The sequence below is a fragment of the Glycomyces harbinensis genome, assembly GCF_900101745.1.
Taxonomy (GTDB): Bacteria; Actinomycetota; Actinomycetes; order Mycobacteriales; family Micromonosporaceae; genus Glycomyces; species Glycomyces harbinensis.
In genome coordinates, this window is record NZ_FNAD01000017.1 from 1 (window position 1) to 19,305 (window position 19,305).

At 59.9% G+C, this 19,305-nt stretch carries 22 protein-coding genes and 1 tRNA gene; 14 read left to right on the plus strand and 9 right to left on the minus strand.

Annotated elements, in window-relative coordinates; all coding sequences use genetic code 11:
• The 5 genes from BLQ63_RS22110 to BLQ63_RS22130 all read right to left on the minus strand — a co-directional run.
• A partial coding sequence (locus BLQ63_RS22110; protein WP_218125341.1) for a HEAT repeat domain-containing protein occupies positions 1 to 283 on the minus strand: 283 nt, incomplete at its 3' end.
• Positions 284 to 778: 495 nt separating this feature from the next.
• The gene (locus BLQ63_RS22115; protein ID WP_177155058.1) at positions 779 to 1,864 is read right to left on the minus strand and encodes a UvrD-helicase domain-containing protein; all 1,086 of its coding nucleotides are present in this window, start codon (positions 1,862 to 1,864) and stop codon (positions 779 to 781) included.
• On the minus strand, positions 1,848 to 3,437 hold the full coding sequence (locus BLQ63_RS22120) for an ATP-dependent nuclease (RefSeq protein ID WP_091039712.1): 1,590 nt from the start codon (positions 3,435 to 3,437) through the stop codon (positions 1,848 to 1,850). The genes BLQ63_RS22115 and BLQ63_RS22120 overlap by 17 nt, the downstream gene beginning before the upstream one ends.
• A 495-nt stretch (positions 3,438 to 3,932) precedes the next feature.
• Positions 3,933 to 4,226, minus strand: a complete 294-nt coding sequence (locus BLQ63_RS22125; protein WP_091039713.1) for a hypothetical protein — start codon at positions 4,224 to 4,226, stop codon at positions 3,933 to 3,935.
• The gene (locus tag BLQ63_RS22130; RefSeq protein ID WP_091039714.1) at positions 4,223 to 4,522 is read right to left on the minus strand and encodes a hypothetical protein; all 300 of its coding nucleotides are present in this window, start codon (positions 4,520 to 4,522) and stop codon (positions 4,223 to 4,225) included. Before BLQ63_RS22130 ends, BLQ63_RS22125 begins: the two co-directional genes overlap by 4 nt.
• Before the next feature lie 379 nt (positions 4,523 to 4,901).
• On the opposite strand from BLQ63_RS22130, the gene BLQ63_RS22135 reads away from it, so the two are divergent.
• Both BLQ63_RS22135 and BLQ63_RS22140 read left to right on the plus strand, forming a co-directional pair.
• Positions 4,902 to 6,290 (plus strand): helix-turn-helix domain-containing protein, encoded by a 1,389-nt coding sequence (locus BLQ63_RS22135; protein ID WP_177155059.1) that lies wholly within the window; start codon positions 4,902 to 4,904, stop codon positions 6,288 to 6,290.
• Complete coding sequence (locus tag BLQ63_RS22140; protein ID WP_091039716.1) at positions 6,287 to 6,817, plus strand: flavoprotein; 531 nt, start codon at positions 6,287 to 6,289, stop codon at positions 6,815 to 6,817. Before BLQ63_RS22135 ends, BLQ63_RS22140 begins: the two co-directional genes overlap by 4 nt.
• On the opposite strand, the gene BLQ63_RS28040 is transcribed toward BLQ63_RS22140, so the two are convergent.
• Positions 6,814 to 7,923 (minus strand): hypothetical protein, encoded by a 1,110-nt coding sequence (locus BLQ63_RS28040; RefSeq protein ID WP_143015043.1) that lies wholly within the window; start codon positions 7,921 to 7,923, stop codon positions 6,814 to 6,816. The genes BLQ63_RS22140 and BLQ63_RS28040 overlap by 4 nt on opposite strands.
• Before the next feature lie 117 nt (positions 7,924 to 8,040).
• Between BLQ63_RS28040 and BLQ63_RS28045 the strand changes: the two genes are divergently transcribed.
• The 5 genes from BLQ63_RS28045 to BLQ63_RS22150 all read left to right on the plus strand — a co-directional run bounded on the left by BLQ63_RS28045 (position 8,041) and on the right by BLQ63_RS22150 (position 10,286).
• Positions 8,041 to 8,481, plus strand: coding sequence for a hypothetical protein (locus BLQ63_RS28045; RefSeq protein ID WP_143015044.1), 441 nt, complete (start codon positions 8,041 to 8,043; stop codon positions 8,479 to 8,481).
• 209 nt (positions 8,482 to 8,690) lie between these two features.
• Positions 8,691 to 8,891 (plus strand): hypothetical protein, encoded by a 201-nt coding sequence (locus BLQ63_RS28050; protein ID WP_143015045.1) that lies wholly within the window; start codon positions 8,691 to 8,693, stop codon positions 8,889 to 8,891.
• 70 nt (positions 8,892 to 8,961) lie between these two features.
• The gene (locus BLQ63_RS22145) at positions 8,962 to 9,261 is read left to right on the plus strand and encodes a hypothetical protein (protein WP_091039717.1); all 300 of its coding nucleotides are present in this window, start codon (positions 8,962 to 8,964) and stop codon (positions 9,259 to 9,261) included.
• On the plus strand, positions 9,258 to 9,386 hold the full coding sequence (locus tag BLQ63_RS29710) for a hypothetical protein (protein ID WP_281188098.1): 129 nt from the start codon (positions 9,258 to 9,260) through the stop codon (positions 9,384 to 9,386). The genes BLQ63_RS22145 and BLQ63_RS29710 overlap by 4 nt, the downstream gene beginning before the upstream one ends.
• Positions 9,387 to 9,452: 66 nt before the next feature.
• A complete protein-coding gene (locus BLQ63_RS22150) occupies positions 9,453 to 10,286 on the plus strand; it encodes a transposase family protein (RefSeq protein ID WP_091039718.1) in 834 nt (277 codons plus the stop codon).
• Positions 10,287 to 10,300: 14 nt separating this feature from the next.
• Here BLQ63_RS22150 and BLQ63_RS22155 read toward each other — a convergent pair whose 3' ends face one another.
• Positions 10,301 to 10,507, minus strand: coding sequence for a helix-turn-helix domain-containing protein (locus BLQ63_RS22155; RefSeq protein WP_091039719.1), 207 nt, complete (start codon positions 10,505 to 10,507; stop codon positions 10,301 to 10,303).
• Positions 10,507 to 10,998, minus strand: coding sequence for a DUF2975 domain-containing protein (locus tag BLQ63_RS22160; RefSeq protein WP_091039720.1), 492 nt, complete (start codon positions 10,996 to 10,998; stop codon positions 10,507 to 10,509). Before BLQ63_RS22160 ends, BLQ63_RS22155 begins: the two co-directional genes overlap by 1 nt.
• A 434-nt stretch (positions 10,999 to 11,432) precedes the next feature.
• On the opposite strand from BLQ63_RS22160, the gene BLQ63_RS28600 reads away from it, so the two are divergent.
• The 7 genes from BLQ63_RS28600 (at position 11,433) to BLQ63_RS30005 (ending at position 19,119) form a co-directional block, all read left to right on the plus strand.
• Entirely contained in the window at positions 11,433 to 11,609 is a 177-nt protein-coding gene (locus BLQ63_RS28600; protein ID WP_177155060.1) for a hypothetical protein, read from the plus strand.
• A 98-nt stretch (positions 11,610 to 11,707) separates the two neighbouring features.
• On the plus strand, positions 11,708 to 11,890 hold the full coding sequence (locus tag BLQ63_RS22165) for a hypothetical protein (RefSeq protein ID WP_091039721.1): 183 nt from the start codon (positions 11,708 to 11,710) through the stop codon (positions 11,888 to 11,890).
• Between the two features lie 496 nt (positions 11,891 to 12,386).
• Positions 12,387 to 14,576 (plus strand): type IV secretory system conjugative DNA transfer family protein, encoded by a 2,190-nt coding sequence (locus BLQ63_RS22175; RefSeq protein ID WP_143015046.1) that lies wholly within the window; start codon positions 12,387 to 12,389, stop codon positions 14,574 to 14,576.
• A complete protein-coding gene (locus BLQ63_RS22180) occupies positions 14,573 to 15,523 on the plus strand; it encodes a replication-relaxation family protein (protein WP_091039724.1) in 951 nt (316 codons plus the stop codon). The genes BLQ63_RS22175 and BLQ63_RS22180 overlap by 4 nt, the downstream gene beginning before the upstream one ends.
• Complete coding sequence (locus BLQ63_RS22185; RefSeq protein WP_091039725.1) at positions 15,520 to 16,569, plus strand: DNA-methyltransferase; 1,050 nt, start codon at positions 15,520 to 15,522, stop codon at positions 16,567 to 16,569. The genes BLQ63_RS22180 and BLQ63_RS22185 overlap by 4 nt, the downstream gene beginning before the upstream one ends.
• Before the next feature lie 89 nt (positions 16,570 to 16,658).
• On the plus strand, positions 16,659 to 16,970 hold the full coding sequence (locus BLQ63_RS22190) for a ribbon-helix-helix domain-containing protein (protein ID WP_218125430.1): 312 nt from the start codon (positions 16,659 to 16,661) through the stop codon (positions 16,968 to 16,970).
• A gap of 475 nt (positions 16,971 to 17,445) precedes the next feature.
• Positions 17,446 to 19,119 (plus strand): recombinase family protein, encoded by a 1,674-nt coding sequence (locus BLQ63_RS30005; RefSeq protein WP_425402841.1) that lies wholly within the window; start codon positions 17,446 to 17,448, stop codon positions 19,117 to 19,119.
• Here the strand turns inward: BLQ63_RS30005 and BLQ63_RS22205 are convergent.
• A tRNA-Glu gene (locus BLQ63_RS22205) sits at positions 19,079 to 19,154 on the minus strand. The genes BLQ63_RS30005 and BLQ63_RS22205 overlap by 41 nt on opposite strands.
• Positions 19,155 to 19,305 lie beyond the last annotated feature (151 nt).

Consider the following 19,305-nt stretch of genomic DNA (forward strand, 5'->3'; position numbering starts at 1 on the left):
TGTCGAGCAGTCGAAGTCCATGCTCGGCCCAGCCCCGGAGCGCCTCATCGGGTGAACCGAGCTGGTCCACAAGTACTGGCAGCCCCTTGTTCGACCTTGCCTCACCGATCAGCTCCAGCAGCCAGCAACGCAGCCCGTGATCGTCGCGTTCAGCCTGAAACTCCTCGAGCAGCTCGTCGAGGTGCTCGCTCGCCGCGGGAAGCAACGTGTGGAACCCGTCCTCCTGGCGCTGCGGGCTATGGCTTCGCATCAGCCGCATCGCATCACGAAACACATGATTCACGCGCGTCAGACTATCGCCCTGTTGAGATCATCACCGCGTCCAGGAACGGACCCCGATCTTCCAGAAACTCGAAACCAGTTCTAAGCCGCACGCGCTCAATGCGGCCGACTGGCCCGCAGGCTGCCTCGAGGGCAGCCACGTGCGGGCCAGAAAGGGGCGATGGCATCGGTCGGTCGCCCGTAGACCGCGGGCAACGCTCGAAGGGGCGGCCGCACATGAACACCTTGATCGGGTCGTCCTCAGACTCCCGCATGGAGCGGGCGTTGTGCAGGTTCGAGACCCGCTCCTCAGCCTCTGGGTACCTGCCTGGAGGAAGTTGACGAGGACTGGCGAAAGAAGGCGAAGAATCCTGCCCCCGGGTGCCCCCCACAGGGCCCTGATAGCACAGTAGCCCCGACATCGTCGGGGCTACTGTGCTGTGTATTTACCTGTACACCTAATCGGAGGTCTTTCGAGGCCCGACCCAACCGCCCAGCGTCTTCTCGACCAAGTGCATTAAGACGAGGGGCGCCACAAGGGGTAGCCCTGAATCTCGCTGGGGACTACGAGAGTCGCACTGTACCGGGCTCTCGTGACCGCGACGTAGAGTTTGCCTCGCAGGATATCAGTCAGCCCTGCCATGTCGTCAGCTCTGAGTTTTGCACTCATGCCAGAGCTTGGGAACACAAGCACCCGATCAAAGGTGTTGCCCTTGGAGACGCCAAAGTTTGTCGCAGGTATACCAAGGGTGTCACTCTTTGCGTCGTACCGAAGCAGCGTGGGCTGAAACTGGTCAATATACTTGGGTATATCTTCACGCAGGATCGTGAACAGTCCGTCGTGCCCGGTCTGCTTGGCATTGAGAGAAGTAGTAGGTTTCAAGGCTGGAAAAAGAGAATCAGACCAATTGCATATTGCCTGGTTGCATCTCCAACTTGTATCCATCCAGTCGATAGACACACGCGCTTTAGAAGCTTGGATGTCGAAGTAGTCCATGATCTTCGCGAATCGGTACTTGCTATATCTCGCCGAGTTGTTCGTCTGGTAGATGCATTGACGTGGATCTCCAACCAACGTGACGCTCAGTGAGGAGCTAAACAGTATCTCCAAGAAGTCCAAGTCATACCCAGCCAGATCTTGGACCTCGTCGACGTAAATATGGTCGTACATGTCCTCTAGTCGTGATAGCACCTGGCCGTCCGTGTAAGTATTGGCTTCGCAAGCAAATTGCGCGACTCTGTACCCGTACATGTCACGATCTCGATCAAAATAAAACCGTAGCTTCTGTGATTTCGGTGCGTATTGATCCTGGCCTTGGAGATGGAGGGAACGTATATGGTTCACCTTACCGATGACTGCTGCCTGGTACGGCTTCGAACACTGATTAATCAAAAAATCGAACCAGCCCAGCACGTGAATGTTGGACGGCACGAAGCCTATCTTCTTAACAATTCGGTTGAGGAGCTGATTTCTGTTTGATGTGGTGTAAGTGACAATCAGACACTTGTCATTTCGGTTTGCTAGCGCTGAGTCGATTATGTGCTGAGTCTTGCCGGAGCCTGCAGCCGCAACAATGAGTCGATTCTTATCTGACTGCTTCATTAATGTACTCCGGCATCTTGATTGATTCATCGTGTCCAAAAATCTTAAGTGCGCATGTGGTCTTATTTGCTTTCATGTACTTTTTCATCTCGTCAGCTGTCTCGTATTCGGTCTCGAATATTCGGTTGAGCTTCTCCAAGCCATTAGTTGCGAAAATTTGAGGCTCCAGAGTCTCATTAGTGATGTCAGGGCTGATGCGGATCGAAATGAAGTCGTGATTGGAGTAGTCTGAGTATCGTCCAGTCGCCTTGATGAAGTCGCCGTCATTGTCATTTACCACGGTTGTAGGTTTTTTGATCTCAACTGCGATATCGAGGAAACGCTTCGCCGACAAACCACGGACGCTGATGACGTCCACACCGTCTTCAATCGGAAGTTTGCCATGTGCGTCCAGGTAGGCTCGCTGGATAATAAGCTCATCGGAAGGCCCTTCCACAAGAATTGCTTTCGCAGCGAGGACCATACGCAATGTGTCATACCCGGACAGCTTCATGAAGTAGTCGGTAGTTGATTCTTTGAGGTCTGTCAGTCGAACACCTCGCTCAGGCGTAAGAAGGATCAGCTGATCCAATCCCAACTTATTGATCACGTATGAGCTGTGCGTAGTGACAATGACTTGCTTATCTTGGCACTGGCCATTAACTCGTGAGACAAGCCGATTGAGGTTGGAATATGAGAGATGGTTCTCCGGCTCCTCGACCAGGATAACCTGCGTGTCTACGGCCTTGCTTATTGCCAGCAAGATCTTCAGGCAGTTTTTCTCGCCATTCCCTAGGTACTGAAATGGCAGGTCGTCAATGTGAGGAACAAGGGTACTTTCCCAGCTGGTGCGCTGCGAGATATCTATGGAGAGTGAGAACGCTCGATCGGTAAGGTGGTTTGAGGATTCACCTAGCCGGGCATTGATGTCGGCGATTGATGTTTCTTTCGCAAATTCTTCCCGCAGAGAGCGATAAGCGCGTTGCAGCTCAACACGGTCTTTCGGCGCTAGGTGACGGGCAATGATTTGTTGTAGGTAGAAGTCCGTGCCGCTTTGCAGTTTTATATCGGCAGCGTCGATGAGGGCAGAGGTGACGGGTACGCTTCGCCATGTAATGCCATTTCCAGAAAAGCCGAGCCATTCCACCTTGTAATATTCGATCGGCACGAGCTTTACGTTGCCCGGCTCTTCGGCAAACTTCTTGTACTCGTCGATATAACCCTCGTCAAAGGCAATCCGCAACCTGATTCCGGGGGATTCCTCTTCTGCAAGATTGTTTGTCCCCCGGAGGGAGGCCAACTCTTTGTCGTTTTCAAAGAAGACATCAATGATTACTTCAGGTGGGTAGATACTTGGGTCCTTCTGAAGCGTAGATATGTATGTTTCCGTAGCCGCCATATTTATAAAATATGGTGAAAGTTGCTGCGCGAGAGACCTACCGTTAAGCTTGTTCGTGAGTGCAATGCTTAGCGCTTCTACGAGAGTCGACTTCCCCGCGTCGTTGTTGCCGACAACAACATTTCGCTTTGGATTGAACTCGAGTTGGAAATTTTCATAGATTCGGTAGTTTTGGATCATTATCTTTTTGATCATGGTTGGTCCTAGAAATGAGGGTTGCGAATATCATGGGGAAAGTCCCATTTGGTAACAAGGAATGGCTGCGATAACAGGAGCGTTACACCTGTTGGGAAATTACCTTAGCTCCAAATTTGTTGGGAGCAGATCCGACCAAGATTGGAAAGCGTTCGCTACTCAGAAGTAGCCACTAAAGAGTGAACGCGGGAACCCCACAAGTTGCTTGAAGGCACTGAGGCCTCAGCAATTGGTGACTACATTCATAGTCACTGTTGGTCTACGGTCCTTCACTTAAAATAGCACAATACGGCTATTTGCGTATGGAATTCAGGTTTGTGTGCGGGCATTAGGACGCCCGGCCGCTCCACCATGCGACCGGGCATCCCCGCCAGCGCCAGGGGCGCGGCGAACTATCCAAGGCCGGAGGGCTGCCCCACCGCAGCTCCAGAACTCCGCCTCGGAGGTTGGGCGACAGCCAGAGGACTCCCGGCATACGTCGCCCGTGATGAAAGATCAGGGCTCGGGGTTGGTCTCCCGCAACTGCTTGATCAGCATCTGCTGCACTCTCCCGACCAGCTCGATTCGAATGTTTGGTGCCCACAGCTGCCGCCAGTATTCAGACCAGTTCACCTGGCAGATGCGTCCCTCGCGGTGGGCCATCATCAGCACAACGTCAGCCTCGCTTGTCCACAGCTTCGCTCGGTAGCGCACTGTGGCGCTGGAGTCGTCCAGTTCGACCGAGAATGAAAGCTTCCGCTCAGGCCTGGCGCTGACCGTAATCTCCAGCAACGCAACGGTTGTGGTCACGGCGTTTCCTGCTCGGCGAACCACGCCGCCACCACGGCTGAGGCCTTGCTTCGCTGGACTTCTTTCCAGCCGTCCGTCTGCTCGCGCCACGGCTCTTCCCATCGGATCGAGCGGAGGACACCTCCGGCATGTTCGACTCTTCCGATCTTTCGCGGCATGTCGCCATCGCGCTGCATCCAGATGGAGGCGTACTGTCCGCTGGCCTTGCCGACCAGGGACAAGGTGGTGCCGCCCTCGGTGGTCCACTCGCCTAGGACCTCGGGCAGCTCTTGTTGATCTTGCTCGGCCGGTGGCATTGCTCGTAGGCTGGTATTTGGCATCAGAGGTTCGCCCTTCTGGTGTCGCTGCAATGGCGGGCCGCTGCGCAGTCGCTCTCACACACCTGGACAGCGGCCCGTATGAAGTTGTGAAGCCGCCGAACGTCTCGGCGTCGGCTGGTCCGCTCTCTGGGTAGATCGGACCGAACAACGGCCGGATCGGTTGAGACGTCTGGACGACCGTCCCGCCGCGCGGGCGGCGAGACACGGCCGGACCGGCCCGTTTTCCCACGTCAGTGGGCTTCCGGGACGGCGGCCGTATCTGTAGTGTGGGACACGGCAAGATCACGATCAAGAATCCGAATGGGACAAGACCGGTCCGGACCGCTTGTCCAATTCGACCGGTCGAGGAGGCGACGTGCCCAAGCCACTGAAGACCTTGGAACCGTGGAGGGGCGTCGACCATTGGGTCGGTGCCGAGCTCCGACATTGCCGGACTGCGGCCGAGTTGGATCAGCCTGAGCTTGCAGCTCGGTCGAACGTGTCGACGTCGCTCATCAGCAAGCTCGAACTCGGCCAGCGGTCACTGCAAGTGGACATCGCTAAAAAGCTCGACGAGGCGCTCCGCACAGACGGCTTCTTCGTTCGCGCTATGCCGCTCGTGGAAAGCCAAAGAGACAAGGTCGCCTTTGAACTGGACAACCCGCTCAACGCGGGCCTGCTTCTTGGCAAACATGCCGGGCCGCGAGGCATGCTGGGGCAAGCAGACCAGTCCCTGACCGAGGAGCCCGAGGTGAACCGCAGAGAGTTCTTGGCGAGTACCGGCGCGTGGGCCGCGCTGCTCGCCACTGGAACCGCCCGCATGCCAGGCATGGCCGACCTCATCGCCGTCGTGCTTGACACTGCGCCGACCTACTCCGGTGACCTCGCGACGCTGGATGAGCTCGAAGGCGGCTTTGCGATCGCCAAGCGGGAGTATCAGGCTTGCAAGTACCGCGAGGTACTTGAGCGGTTGCCTGGTCTCGTGCAACAGCTACACCTGGCGGAAGGCGAGACGTCCGACGCTGATCGCCTGGCGGCACTGCGGGCCAACGCCTATCAGGTTGTCGCGGGCGTCATGTTGAAGCACTCCGAGCAGACCCTTGCGACACTGGCCGCCGACCGCTCCATGACCTCGGCGAATCTCCTGGGTGATCCGATCGCCGTGGCATCGAGCGCCCGGGCTGTTACCCACGTGCTGCTGCGCACCGGATACGCGGACGTCGCAGCCGACTTCGCTGCCAAGCAAGCGCTCCTGCTCGATTCCGAGCCGCGGACTCCCGTGAACCTCTCGGTTCAAGGTGCGCTGCTTCTTCGCGGAGCCGTGGCCGCCGCGGACGCCGGCAGGCGAGCGAAGTCCTCGGAACTGCTCGACGCTGCCGACACCGCGAGCGCACAACTCGAGAACTCGGACAACCTGCGCGGCACAGGATTCAACCGGGTGAACGTCTCGCTCCACCGTGTCAACATCGCGATTGCCCTTGGCGACGCTGGCCGGGCGATCGAGATTGCCCGGGACATCGACATGACCTCGATCAGCTTGGTTGAGCGCCATGTGAGCCTGGCGATCGACGTAGCCCGAGCGTTCGCGCTTTGGGGTCGGTATGAGCGAGCCATGGACACGCTGTACTACGCCGAGGCCACTGCCCCGCAGGAGGTCCGCGTACGAAAGGGTGTGTCTGAATTGCTGACGACGATCGAAGGTGCGGCGCCTCCCTCGGTCCGTCCTCATGCTCGTGAGTTCGCCAAAAAGCTGGCGACCGTATGAGCAAGGTCGTCTACCTGATCGTCTGCGGCGCTGGTCCCGCGCCGCACGCTGGCGAGTTCATCTCGGCCGCGAAGGCTGAGGGCTGGGACTGCCACGTGATCACGACGCCAGCGGGACATGGGTTCGTGGACGTCCAGGCGCTCGAAGAGGTTTCAGGCAACCCCGTGATTTCGGAGCACCGCCGGCCGGGAACACCGCGACGTGGGCGACCTCCAGCTGACGCCGTGGTGATAGCTCCCGCGACGGCCAACACCATCTGCAAGCTGGCGGCCGGGATCGCGGACACCTACGCGCTGGACATCGTGTCGGAGTGCATCGGGCTAGGCGTGCCGACCGTTGTTATGCCGTTCACGAACTCGGCGCTGGCCGGGAGAGCACCGTACCGACGTGCCGTGACTGCGCTGAAGGACGAAGGCATTACGGTGCTTGGGATCAAGCCGCATGAGCCGCATCGAGGTGGGGAGCGGCTCGCGAGCTTTCCGTGGGGGGCAGCGATGGAGCGCGTGCTGGAGTTGGGCGCACACTAGTCCTCGCAGAGTGCGATTCCTTCTGGCGGATCATCGCCCGGCACCTTCGGGGTGTTCACGAAGAGGTCAGGAATCCAGTAGCCGTTGTCGAGCTTGTTCCAGACGCCCCAATCTCCGTCGTATCGAGGTGAATCGCTGCCGTCTGCGTACGTTGATGCAGACAGGATCTCACCGTCACGTATCTGGCAGACAATGTCAACCGATTCTCCTTCTGGAATTGCCTCACCTTTAGGGGAGTCGGTAGAAGGTTCTTCAAAAGTGAGGACGCCGAGGCCATACGTTGAGCTGACCTCGGCTAGTGCTGCTGCGTTTGGGGGTGCTTCAGGCCCTATTTCTACCTCGAAATGAATTTCAATATTTGCGGAGTTTTCTTTCAAGGTCAGGTAACCACCAATCCCACCGCATATCGCTAGGATCAGTATTACCACCACCACAATTGGGTGCAGGCGGTTCTTTGGTTTCAGGGTGGCCGAATCCTCAAGACCTTGCTTGTCAATAGCAGTTTTGGAGACAGGCGGCTGTGCCTTGATGTTATCGTCCTCAGACACGGAAATTTGTTGGGCAGTGAAAGCATGATTTCCTGGGGGCGCGAACGCCTCAACAATTGATAGGACGTTTACTGAGCTGTTGCAAAATTCTATAAGATCTTTTCGAAGTGTGTCGGCAATGAGTGGTCGATATTTATCGGAGGCAGTCCTTCCTCCTGCGCCGAAATTCTGCCCAACAAGTTCGTGGCGAACCGTGACTCTTTCCAAAAGCTTCTGCATATGGACGTCTCGTTGATGCGCATCTCTACGTTCTTTTGTGTCTCGAATCGGGACTTTAACAGCAGCCTTCAACACTTCTGAGTACGACTTCTGCGTCCATCCCCAACCAAGATAGTCAGAAGCGGCTCGTGTATAAGGATTTGTTGTTGTGGTTAGAACATTCTTCAATATCAAATTCAACAGCAGTGAACTATCGAGATCATCTGCTACTTCAGGATCAAGAGTAACGGTGGTCAGGGCACGGAGTGCAGTAGATGATCGAAGTTGCTCATCGGAGCCTTGGTTGTCGAACAAACTCAATAGTTCCTGTCTAATTGCCGCGTCATTTGCTTTACTCACTCGCAGCCTCCACGTATTGGCACACCAACTTCAGGCGTAGGTTATCACTCCTTGTCTAAATCCCAGAATCCTGACATATTGTAACAAATCAGACTCTATGTTATAAAATAGTAGGGATTGACCTCCAGTGAAAAGAGGTCTTTTATGTACCACTCTTTGTACGGCTGTGCTATCGGTTTTTTCGATTACATCAGCCTGGATCTAGAAGACATTCCGTCATGGTGGGATGAGTCTCTAGAGGGCATGCCGCATTTTCTTGACTATGCAAAAGCTTGGATCGACTTCGGGAAAGGCGCGCGGGAATGTGGAAATGACTTTTCCGTGTTCGTTGCAAGTTTGATGGTTGCGACGGATCTGTGGAAATCAGGGGAACTGCGGTTCGAATACCGGCGCAATAATCCCAACGGCCCAATCCGCGTTCCAACATCAATCCTTGACAAGGACTGCAGAAGTTGTATTGCCGTTCTTGATCCAACTTACTTCAGTCTGGTCGTGGCGAATCCAGGTCGAATGCATGAAGCGATCGCTGAGATGGAACGCCATCGAAGTGAGTCATAAATCACAGTAAGTCAGGTCAATCTCATTGCCCGCTCTCAATGAGCGGGCTTTACCTTTGCCTTTCTTAATCTTTTCTAGAGTTTTTCAAGCTTTCTTCCAAGTGCGTTCCTGCTTTCCAAATTCCTTCCCGATTTATTCCTGGCCGTGCTCACATCCTCCTGGCTTCTATCGACGAGTCCAACTCATTCCGACTCGAAACGAGAAGTCACATGGCGCGCAAGAGCACAAGCTCGGCAGACGATGCAGACAAGTATGCGCAGGATGTAAGTAGGCATGTTCGCGATTGGAACAACCTGTCGAAGCGTGGGCGAGAAATCGCAGCGCTCGAAGCTATCGGCGCATGGCCGCGCCCCAACGACAAGAACCAGAAGAAGAACAGCAAGGCCGAGAAGCGGCGCAGCAAAAAATAGCGCCTCCCGCCGGGTTGGACGCCCACGCCCGGCCCGGCGGACTCCAGACGACGAATGAAAGGAGAACGTCATGTCAGAACTCACCCCGCGCCTCAGCGATGCGCTCGAGTCGCTGCGCGGAGACCGGCCCGTGAGCCGTGTCCAGCGGGAGGCTCAGCGAGAAGTGGATCGCGAGTTTGCCGCTGCCCGTGTGGAGGTCGCTCGGGTCTCTCGCCGTGCTTCCGTCGCACACATTGCGCTCGCCAGCACTGCAGCACTCAGCAATGAGGAAGCGCTATACCTCCAGATGGCACCGCTCGGAGATGCGCGGTACAAGGCGATCGTCGATGCCTTCGCCATCGCCGTCGCGAACGAGGTTGGTCGCCCGTGACCACCTTCATCGTGGTGCTGGTCCTCATCCTCATTCTCGGCGGTGTCGTCGGTGGATGGGTCCTGCACCAGTACTGGAACGAGGAGAGAGAGCACGAAGCTTATGCAAAAGTCTCGTTCGGGTGACGTTGCGTCTTCGTTGCCCGGGTTACGCATAGTGAGCGGCAGCGGGCTCGTGGATTCCTTGAGGTTGTGACGACCCAAAGCATCAAAGAGCGACCGCTGCCGCGCCTCGAGCATAGAACCGGCCTTGAACTGGAGCAACTGCTGTTGCTGGAGCGTGAGGTCGAGGCCCGGATCGGGTCCTGGCAGCCCGATACCGGACGCCGTAAGGCCCTGGAACTGTTCGACGCCATCGTGACCTGCTTGATCTACCTGCGGCACAACACCGTCCAAGCCGCAGTCGGCGAGCAGTCGCGGATCTCCCAGGCGACGGTCTCGCGTTATGTCGAGGTACTGGAGCCGGTGGTCTCGACCTGCCTCGACCAGCTCGCATTGGACCTGCGTGAGCAGGCGATCCGCTCCGACCTGGTAGTCGACGGGTTCCTCATCCCCACCCGCGACCTCACCGCCCCGGCAGGGTTGTTCTCGGGCAAACGCCACCGGCCGGGCCTGAACGCGCAGGTCATCACCGATCTGCGCGGACGCGTGGTCGACGGCGGGCAGGTAGTGGTGGGCTCGGTCCACGATGCGAAGGCCTTCAAGGAATCCGGGCTGGCGAAGGCCTACGAGATTCACCTGTCCGGGGAGGGCCCGAGCCTGATCGGCGACCTCGGCTACCTCGGCGTGGTGCCATTGACGCCGTACCGGAAACCGGAGTACCGCGAGCTCACCGCAGCCGAACGGCTGTTCAACCGGCAGGTCAACCGGCGCCGCTGCGTGGTTGAGCAGGGCATCGCGCATCTGCGCTCGTGGAAGGTCCTCGCCACCGGCTACCGCCGGCCCCTGCCGAAGGCTGACCGGACACTACAGACCGTGATCAAACTCCAGATGTTCCGACATCATTCAGCAGCAGCTTTTGCATGAGCTTAAGGTCAGCCCTAGTCGGCCTCCCAGCGGATCACGTCCCCTGGTTGGCATTTGAGGACGCGGCAAATCGATTCAAGCGTGCTGAAACGGACCGCTTTGGCGCGGCCGTTCTTGAGGACGGCGACGTTCGCTGGGGTGATGCCGACCGCCTCCGCAAAATCGCCGACGGACATGCCCCGCTTGGCAAGGAGGACATCCAGGTCCACGACGATCGCCATCAGATCACCTCGGCGATCTCAGACTTGAGCTCGACCGCTTTGCGCAATAGTCCGCGCAGGATGATGATGAGCAGGCCGAATGCGATTCCCACTCCGATACACAGGACCGTCACGTCGAACTCATCGAACACCCCGATCGGACCTCTGACTCGACCAGTGATGACCATATGGAGGGCTACCCCGCCAGCCAGTACGACGGCTGTGCCGGTAGCCCAGATGACGGCATCGACCCAGCGGAATGCCTTGTCGGTGAGGATGGTGTCGCGTTGGATGAGGTTGAGCAGCATCCAGGATGAGAAGAGTATGACCTGAACGCAGAAGAGTCCGAGAACGGCCGCGGCCATATAGGCGTAGAGCCAGTAGGAACCGCCCTCGGAGCCCGGGTGCGCCGAGGGGTCTGCGTTAGGGATGAGGATGAACTGGCCGTAGAGGCTGAGCAGCAGTACGGCGACGAGGCTGAGTCGCACGGTGATGAGTGAGATTGTCTTCATAGATCGATTATCGATCGAATACTATCGAAAGTCAATAGATGTCAGTCAGTAATCAGCAGGTTCTTGATCGGACGGGCGATGGGTCGAACGGTTGCGCCTGCAGCTGTCGGGATGCCAGGGATGTGGACAGCCCGGACACTACGGACCGTGATCAAACTCCAGAGGTATAGCCGTCACTCGGAAGCGACTTTTGCATCAGCTTGCACGAGCTGGGCGCTCGTGAAGCCGTGCTCGAGGAACGGTGGCGGGCCCTGGAGCAGTCGCAGAGGGTTCACCTCGCGTTCTGGCGGGCTCGAAACCTGATGCGAGACGAGGCCATCAAGGCCCAACGGGACAAGTTCGGGGACATCACGTAACCCGTCCCTTCAATTCTCGGCCGTCTCGCTCTGAGGCGGCCGGTCACCAAGATCAACCACTCACTCAGGAGGAGTCATGTGCCGAGGCGTACTCGGAAGCAGATCGTTGGCAAGCGCGAGGACCACGAGCGCAGCGAGCGTGAAGCACAGATGCGGGAGCTCGGGGACGAGCTGGGCCGTGAGCACGAGCTGAACGACGCCTTCAGCGGGCTGAAGCAGCGTCGGCGGGCGGCGGACGCGGAAGACAAGCAATAGGTAGTCGGTGGGCAGGTACGAGAACGTACCTGCCCCCTCTTCATGGAAGGAGGGTGCGCGGTGAAACGCATCAGGTACAGCCACATGGTGGCGTTGCAGTGAGCGAGAGGCCGAAGGTGCCGCCCGCCGGCCGGGTCCTCGGGTGGGTGCTCGTAGTGGTTGCAGCGGCGTTCGCGGCCCGCATGGTGTGGGAGGTCCTGCGCCCGCTGTTGCCGGTGTTGGTCGCGTTGCTGGCAGTTGGGCTCGTCTACCAGCTGATATTTCGGCGGCGCTTAAGCTGAGTTTCCGTTGTGGACAGTACTGTGGTAGGAGCCTGCCGGTCGGTGTTGTGAAAGATGCGAAGCCTCTTTACCGCCGAGATGTCAAGGCTCACAATAAGAAACGTAGCGAGGGCCCGGGCGCTCCGGACGGAACTCGTCCGGCATCACCAGCGTAGAGATCGCCCCTCGCATCAAGTCTGCTGGTCGTTCCCGGGTCTCGTCGATCTACCCCTCAACCTTCATGCGGGGCGTGTTCGTGGTGCCCAAAACTCAGAGCGACTGGCTATTCCAACGTCATCATCAACGTCAAGGAGAGGAGGTCGCCTATGAGCAAAGAATCAACGGGACCAGTACACGTCACAGGGGAGGAACGGGAACGACCAGAGATTAGGAAGCTGGCACGCGCTTGTTTGGAGCTGGCACGCATCGAGATCCAAATGCAGCATCACCAGGAGCTGCGGCCCGAGGAGGAAGGCGTTCGACCGCCCTCCGAACCCGAGAACCAGGGAGCCGCGCAATGAGTGAGTTGCGCTGGTTCGACCTCACCCCGCCGCGGGACATCGACCTTGAGACCGTGACGACCCTCCTTCGTCCACTCGCTCACCGACCGAGCGTCGGGTGGCTGTACATGACACCTCCGGTCATCCTCGAACTCTGGGGCGAAGGCGGACGCCTTGGCTGGCGGCTTGGGGTAGATGCTCGCGTACTCGGGCATGTAGCCGAGACCTTCCATGCGCACCTGCCACGTCTTGGCATTGCTCCGGCCTCCCCGGAGACTCGTCGGCCGCTCTTGCTGGCGGCGGACATCCGGCTTACAAGCCTGGCCGCACCGCTGCGGCTGGATACGGCCGGAGGTACCAGCGTGCAGTTGACCGAAGTACTCGCCCAGCTCGCCGGGGACGAGGCCGCCTGCCTGCAGTGGGTGCTTGGTCCGTCTCAGAGCCGCACCCAACCACCGGGGCCGCTGAACGTGGCGGAGTCGATGGGGCTGCGGACTCCGTCGACGCCGGACGCCCGAGTTCAACGCTCGTGGCAACAGAAATCATCTGAGGCGCTGTTCGCCGTCCAAGGGCGGATCGGGGCGACGGCTCGAAGCCCCCAGCGAGCGCGGGCGATCATCGGACGGATTGGTGGTGCGCTCAAGCTGGCGAACAGCCAGCATGCCGCGCTCACTCTCAGCCGACCGACCATTGCTCGTACATGGAGACTCCATCAAGCCGCATCGCCACTGGTGAGCTGGTCCTGCGTTCTCAACGCTGCCGAGCTGGCAGCTCTCATGGGCTGGCCGGTTCAGGACACGCCCTCGGAGGCACTGCCGGTGATGGGCGGGCACATCAACGAGGTGCCCAGGCAGCTGCTCGCGGACGACCACGAAGCCGCGATGCCCAAGAGACGCGTGCTCGGGGAGAGTATGCACCCGGCTCAGCGGGGCCAACTGGTGAGCGTGCCGCCCGCAACCAGCGTGCATCACCTGCACATCATCGGGCCGACAGGCTCAGGTAAGTCCACACTCCTGTGTGGGCTTTCTCTTGCCGACATCGAGGCTGGGCGCTCGGTGCTCGTGGTCGAGCCACGTGGTGATCTGGTGCGCGACCTCCTCGCCCGGATTCCCGCCAAGCGCCGCAAGGACGTTGTGGTGATCGACCCTGCCAGCGAGCGCAGCGTGGGGATCAACGTGCTCGGTGGGGATCGCTCGGGCGCGGAACGACGAGCCGATCAGATCGTGCACCTGCTTGCCGAGATGCATGGGCCGAACTTCGGGCCCCGCACTACTGACGTGGCGCTTCATGCGCTGGTCGCGGTGAGCCGACTCAAAGACGGCACCATCTGCGATGTACCCATGCTGCTCACCAATCCAGGATTCCGGCGTCGAGTACTTACCGAAGTCAGTGACCGGCTGACCCTCGGCCCGTTCTTTGCCTGGTTCGACGGTCTCTCCGAGGGCGAACGCGCTCAGGTGATCGCGCCCCTGTTGAACAAGTTGCGAGCCCTGACCAGTCGGGAGACCACTCGCCGGATTCTCGGCCAGGCTGCACCGAAGTTCGACCTAGAGGAGCTGTTCACCAAACGGCGGATCGTGCTGGTCAATCTCAACCGAGGACTCCTCGGATCGCCTGCGGCAAACCTGCTGGGCGCACTCCTACTGAGCCAAGTCTGGGCGGCGGCTCAGCGACGAGCGACGATCGCGCCAGAACGTCGTCACTCTGTGATGATGGTCGTTGACGAGTTCCAGGATTACCTGCGCCTCTCCGGCGGCCTCGACTTCGGTGAGGCCTTGGCACAGTCCCGAGGCCTCGGTGTCGGGTGGACGCTTGCACATCAGCACCTTGACCAGCTCAGCCTGAATCAGCGGGCGGCTGTACTCGCCAATGCCCGCTCGCGGGTGGCCTTCCGGCCAGCACCGGGCGATGCAAAGCCGCTCGCCGCTTCGCTCGGCGGAAGCCTGACGGGCGAGGACCTGTTGCGTCTGCGCGCATTCGAGGCATGCGCGCAGCTCCTTCTGGAACGCCAACCCACAATACCGTTCTCGGTGCGAACACAACCGCTCCCGCCGTGGGCCAGTGACCCCGACGAGGTGCGCCGGGAAAGCGAATCCCGTTACGGCGTCGACGGTGCCGAACTGGATCGCGCTCAACTCGAACGTTGGGAAGGCGGTGACCTGCTCCCTGTCGGTCCCATCGGGACGAAGCCAAGGAGGTCGGCATGAGCGGCTGGCCTACCAACAGGGGTGAAGCTCGGACTACCGGTCGGACTGCCGATCGCGCTAAGCAAGGGGTGGTCCCGACATGCGAGAACAGCTCGCACGACACAACGACTCTTAAGCCGTCTGGTGTCTCCTCACCGACGTCTCGTCCTGCGCGCGGCCGGATAGATCGACTGCGTCAACGGCTCGGCGAACGAGACTATGCCGTCCTGCGTTCACTCCACAAGCTGCGTCTCCTTACCGGAGCTCAGATCGCGCGGCTTCACATCGCAGGTGGCTCGGTGGGAACGCAAGCTCGGCGGACACGGGCCTTGCTTCAGCGGCTAGCTGAGCTCAACCTCGTAGTGCGCCTCGGCAGACGAGTCGGAGGCGTGCGTGCCGGATCGGCCGGATTCATCTATGGGCTGTCCGGCTACGGGCAAGCCGTGCTGGAAGCCAACGGCCCAACCGGCAAGAAGCGGCGGCGGGTATGGGAGACCAGTCCACCTCATCAACGGCACGTCCTGGCCGTCTCGGAGCTGTTTGTCCAGCTGGTCGAGGCGGATCGCGATGGCCGCGTTGATCTCCTGGAGTTCCAGGCCGAACCGACATGCTGGCGTCGGTTTCCCGGCGCTGTCGGTGGAGTCGTGACCCTCAAACCTGATGTAGCGCTTCGCCTTGGGGTGCGAGCGGTCGAGCTGTCGGTGTTTATCGAGGTGGACATGGGGACCGAGAGTACCCCGACGCTCACCAAGAAGTGCCATGCCTACATCGCCTATTGGCGTAGCGGCATCGAGCAACAGGCCCACGACGTCTTCCCGGTGGTGTTGTGGCTGGCCGGGGCGAATCGGCGCGTAGACCACCTCAGAGAGGTGGTCCGGAAACTGCCGCACGAAACCCAGACGCTGTTCCGTGTGGCCTTGCTTAGCGAAACCATCCATCTGCTTACCGCCGAAGGAGGCGAACAATGAGTTTCCCGCATGATCGCCTCCCGTTGGGTCGCATCCTCCTGGGCGACGCACGCGAACGTCTGGCGGAGCTTCCTCCGGCAAGCGTGGACTGCGTGATCACCAGCCCGCCGTACTTTGCCCTGCGCGACTACGGTCACCCCGAACAGATCGGCCTGGAGAGCGACGTGGACGGCTGGGTTCGCGCACTCGTGGATATCTGCCGCCAGTTCGCCCACGTCCTCAAGCCGGGCGGCGCCCTGTGGTTGAACGTCGGCGACGGCTACAGCAACCACGTCCGGCAGGGCGCACCTCCAAAAGGGCTGCTGCTTGGGCCACAGCGCTTGGCACTGGCGCTTGCCGAGGACGGCTGGATCATGCGAAACCAGATCATCTGGGCCAAGACCAACCCAATCCCGTCGAGCGTGGCTGACCGTTTCAGCTGTGGCTACGAAGTGTTCTTCCTGCTGGTGCGGCAGCGGCGGTACTTCTTCGACCTCGACTCTGTTCGAGTTCCAGCGCGAAGTCGGGCCGGCCGCCGGACCGACGTCGAGGGCTACCGCTATCTGCCAGAGGAAGCACTGCCGCAGGGCGGCGGCGTTGACGACAACCGCGGGCTCAACCGCATGAAAGGCTCCGGCAAAGTCGCGCACCCGCTCGGCAAGAACCCTGGCGACGTGTGGCAGCTATCCACTGCGGCCTATCGAGGCGAGCACTTCGCCACCTTCCCGCTCGGGCTGGTGGAGACACCGCTGCTCGCGACCTGCCCCGAAAAAGTGTGCGGCGAGTGCGGAATGCCATGGGTGCGAGAGAAAGTCGACCGAGTGGAGCAGCCGCCACGGCTCGGGACACTTCGCCCAAGTTGCCCCTGCGACGCGGAGACAGTGCCAGGTGTGGTGCTCGATCCGTTCATGGGCTCAGGCACGGTAGCGCTGGCCGCCGAGATGCACGGGCGGGACTGGATCGGCTGCGAGCTGAACCCGGTGTATGTCGCGCTGGCTCGACAGCGCTTGGCGGAGTGGCGGGCTGAGCATCGCTCAGCCGATGAGCGGGAGGGACGCGGTCCATGAGGTGCACGGGGGCTCGTCGGGGGCCTGCGGCTGACGATCGTCATTTCTATAGGGAGATGGCCAGCCGCACCACACCGAGGAGGAGCGTTATGGAGCCCAAGAATTCGGGCATCAAGACGCTAGGCATCAAGCTGCCGGACGAGCTGCACGCGCAGTTCACGCTGGTGGCCCAGCTGGACGGGCTGTCCCTCGCCGATGCGCTGAGGCGCGCGGTCGAGGAGTACGTGGCTCGGAAGCGCGCCGAAGGCGACTTCGCCGCTCGTGCCGCTGCGGCGCTCGAGGAGATCGAGCGTGAGGCAGCGGCCCGGCGTGACGCTATCCAGGCGCTGTTCGGGTCTGATGCCCCGGCGGGCACGGAGGCCAAGACGACGCCTCGTCGCAAGAGTGGTGGTCAGAGCTGAGCCGTTAGTCGGATTGCTCGATTGCCACACGAGGTGGAGAGCGGCATTACTGCCGACTCTCCACCTCGATTCAAATTGGTTCTCTCTCAAACTAGTGCTGCATATTCCACAGCTCTCAGAGCTTGAAAAAGCTGAAATAATAAATATATGGGAATGTATTTATATGAATAAAATCGGGTCTGGCGGGGACGTTTTCCCAGGTGTACCCTGCCTGGACTGAGACGCGCATAGACGCGTTTTCGTGAGAGAAAGGAGAATCGGTATGAAAGAAGAATCGCAAGAGATTCCGAATGTCGAGGCGGATCGCGACGATAAAGATCGCCCCACATTCAAGAGCTTCATCCACGAGCTGAATCAGCCGAACAGCAGGCTGGCGGCGGTCGTGCGGCTGAGCTTCGGTAAGCCGGTCGTTGCTCGTGAGGGTGCGCTGCGCGTCGTCATCTACCTACGGGTGAGCACCGAGGAGCAGGCTCAGATGGGCGGCGAACTAGAGGGCTACTCGATCCCGGCGCAGCGTGAAGCGTGCCTGGGGAAGGTGCGGCAGCTCGGCGGCGTCCTGGTGGAGGAGTACGTGGACGCTGGCGAGTCGGCCAAATCTGCGAACCGTCCGAAGCTTCAGAAGATGCTGAAGGACCTTAAGACTCATCGCATCGACGTTGTGGTGGTGCACAAGATCGACCGTCTCGCCCGCAACCGAGCCGACGACGTCGAGATCAACGCCGCGATTGCTCGGGCTGGGGCCAAGCTGGTGTCGGTGTCCGAGCCGGTGGACGAGACACCCGCGGGGCGGCTGCTCTACAACATGATGGCCGACGTGGCGCAGTACCACTCGGACAACCTCGCAGTGGAAGTCCTCAAGGGGATGAACGGCAAGGCGAAGCAAGGTGGAACGCCCTTCCAAGCTCCGATCGGCTACCTCAACCACCGGGAATTTCGGGATGGCTTCGAGATTCGGACGATCATCCTTGACCCGGAACGGGCACCGTTGGTGCGCTGGGCCTTTGAGCAGTACGCCCTTGGCGACTGGTCGCTGCGACACCTGACAGATGTTCTCAACGACAAAGGGCTGCGTACCCGCGCCACCCGGAAGCGAACCAGCAAGAAGCTGACGATCAGCGGCGTCCACCACACGCTGCGGAACCCGTACTACATTGGCATCGTGCCGTATCAAGGCATCTTCCATGAGGGCAAGCACGAGCCGCTGGTGAAGGTGGAGACGTGGCTGCGGGTTCAGGATGTGCTGAGCACTCACCAGACTGCGGGGGAGAAGGAGCGTAAGCACCAGCACTACTTGAAGGGCTCGGTGTTCTGCGGCCGGTGCGGCTCGCGGCTGATCTACTCGCTCAACCGTGGCCGTGCTGGCGACCGCTACGACTACTACGTCTGTGGGGCTCGTCTGGGCAAGCGTAACGACTGCACCCAGAAGTATGTCCGGGTGCCGAAGGTTGAAGTGGGTGTGGAGGAGTTGTATAGCCTGCTGCGCTTGCCAGAGGCACGGGCCGAGGAGATCCGAGACGGCGTGCTGGCGGAGCTTGACAGCGACCGCGCGGAGGCTGCGGAAACCAGGCAGCGAGCCGAGAAACGGCTGAGCGAGGCGAAGATGCAGCAAGAGAAGCTGCTGCAGGCTCACTACTCCGGTGCGGTGCCGATGGACCTCATGAAGTCCGAGATGGCTCGGCTCTCGCGAGAGGTGTTGGAGGCAAACGGGGCCATTGCCGATGCGACGCGTGGGGTCGAGAACCTTGAGGAGACCTTGCGCCGTGCGCTGGAGATCGCTCAGGACTGTGCCAGGGCGTATGCGGACGGGACGCCGATGATTCGGCGGCTCATGAACCAAGGGCTGTTCGAGAAGCTCTATATCAACGAGGACGGCTCCGTTGAGCGCTTCGAGATGACAGAGCCGTTCAGCACTTTGTTCGATCCGGACTTGCTGGAGCAGCTTTCGGCCGAGCGAGACGGTGTGGACGCTGCAGTGGAAGCTCAGGACGTCCAGGAACCGGACGAGGCGGAAGCGCCTTCGGTGCTGGTGCGCATGTTCGTGTGTGAAAAACGGACATACGCGAAACGGCCGGATCTTTCAATCCGGCCGTGTTCGAACATCAATGTTTTGGTACTCCCGAGCGGATTCGAACCGCCGTTTCCGCCTTGAGAGGGCGGCGTCCTAGGCCCCTGGACGACGGGAGCTTGCCTTGTCTTCGCGGCGTGCCGCGGCAACGACGACAACTTTACACACATGACCCCCGGGGCCCGCAACCGGGATACGGCTTGTGATGTGGCCTACGGGTTCCCGGGCGCAGTGGCGGGCCGGGCCGGCGCTGACACCTTTTCAGGTGAA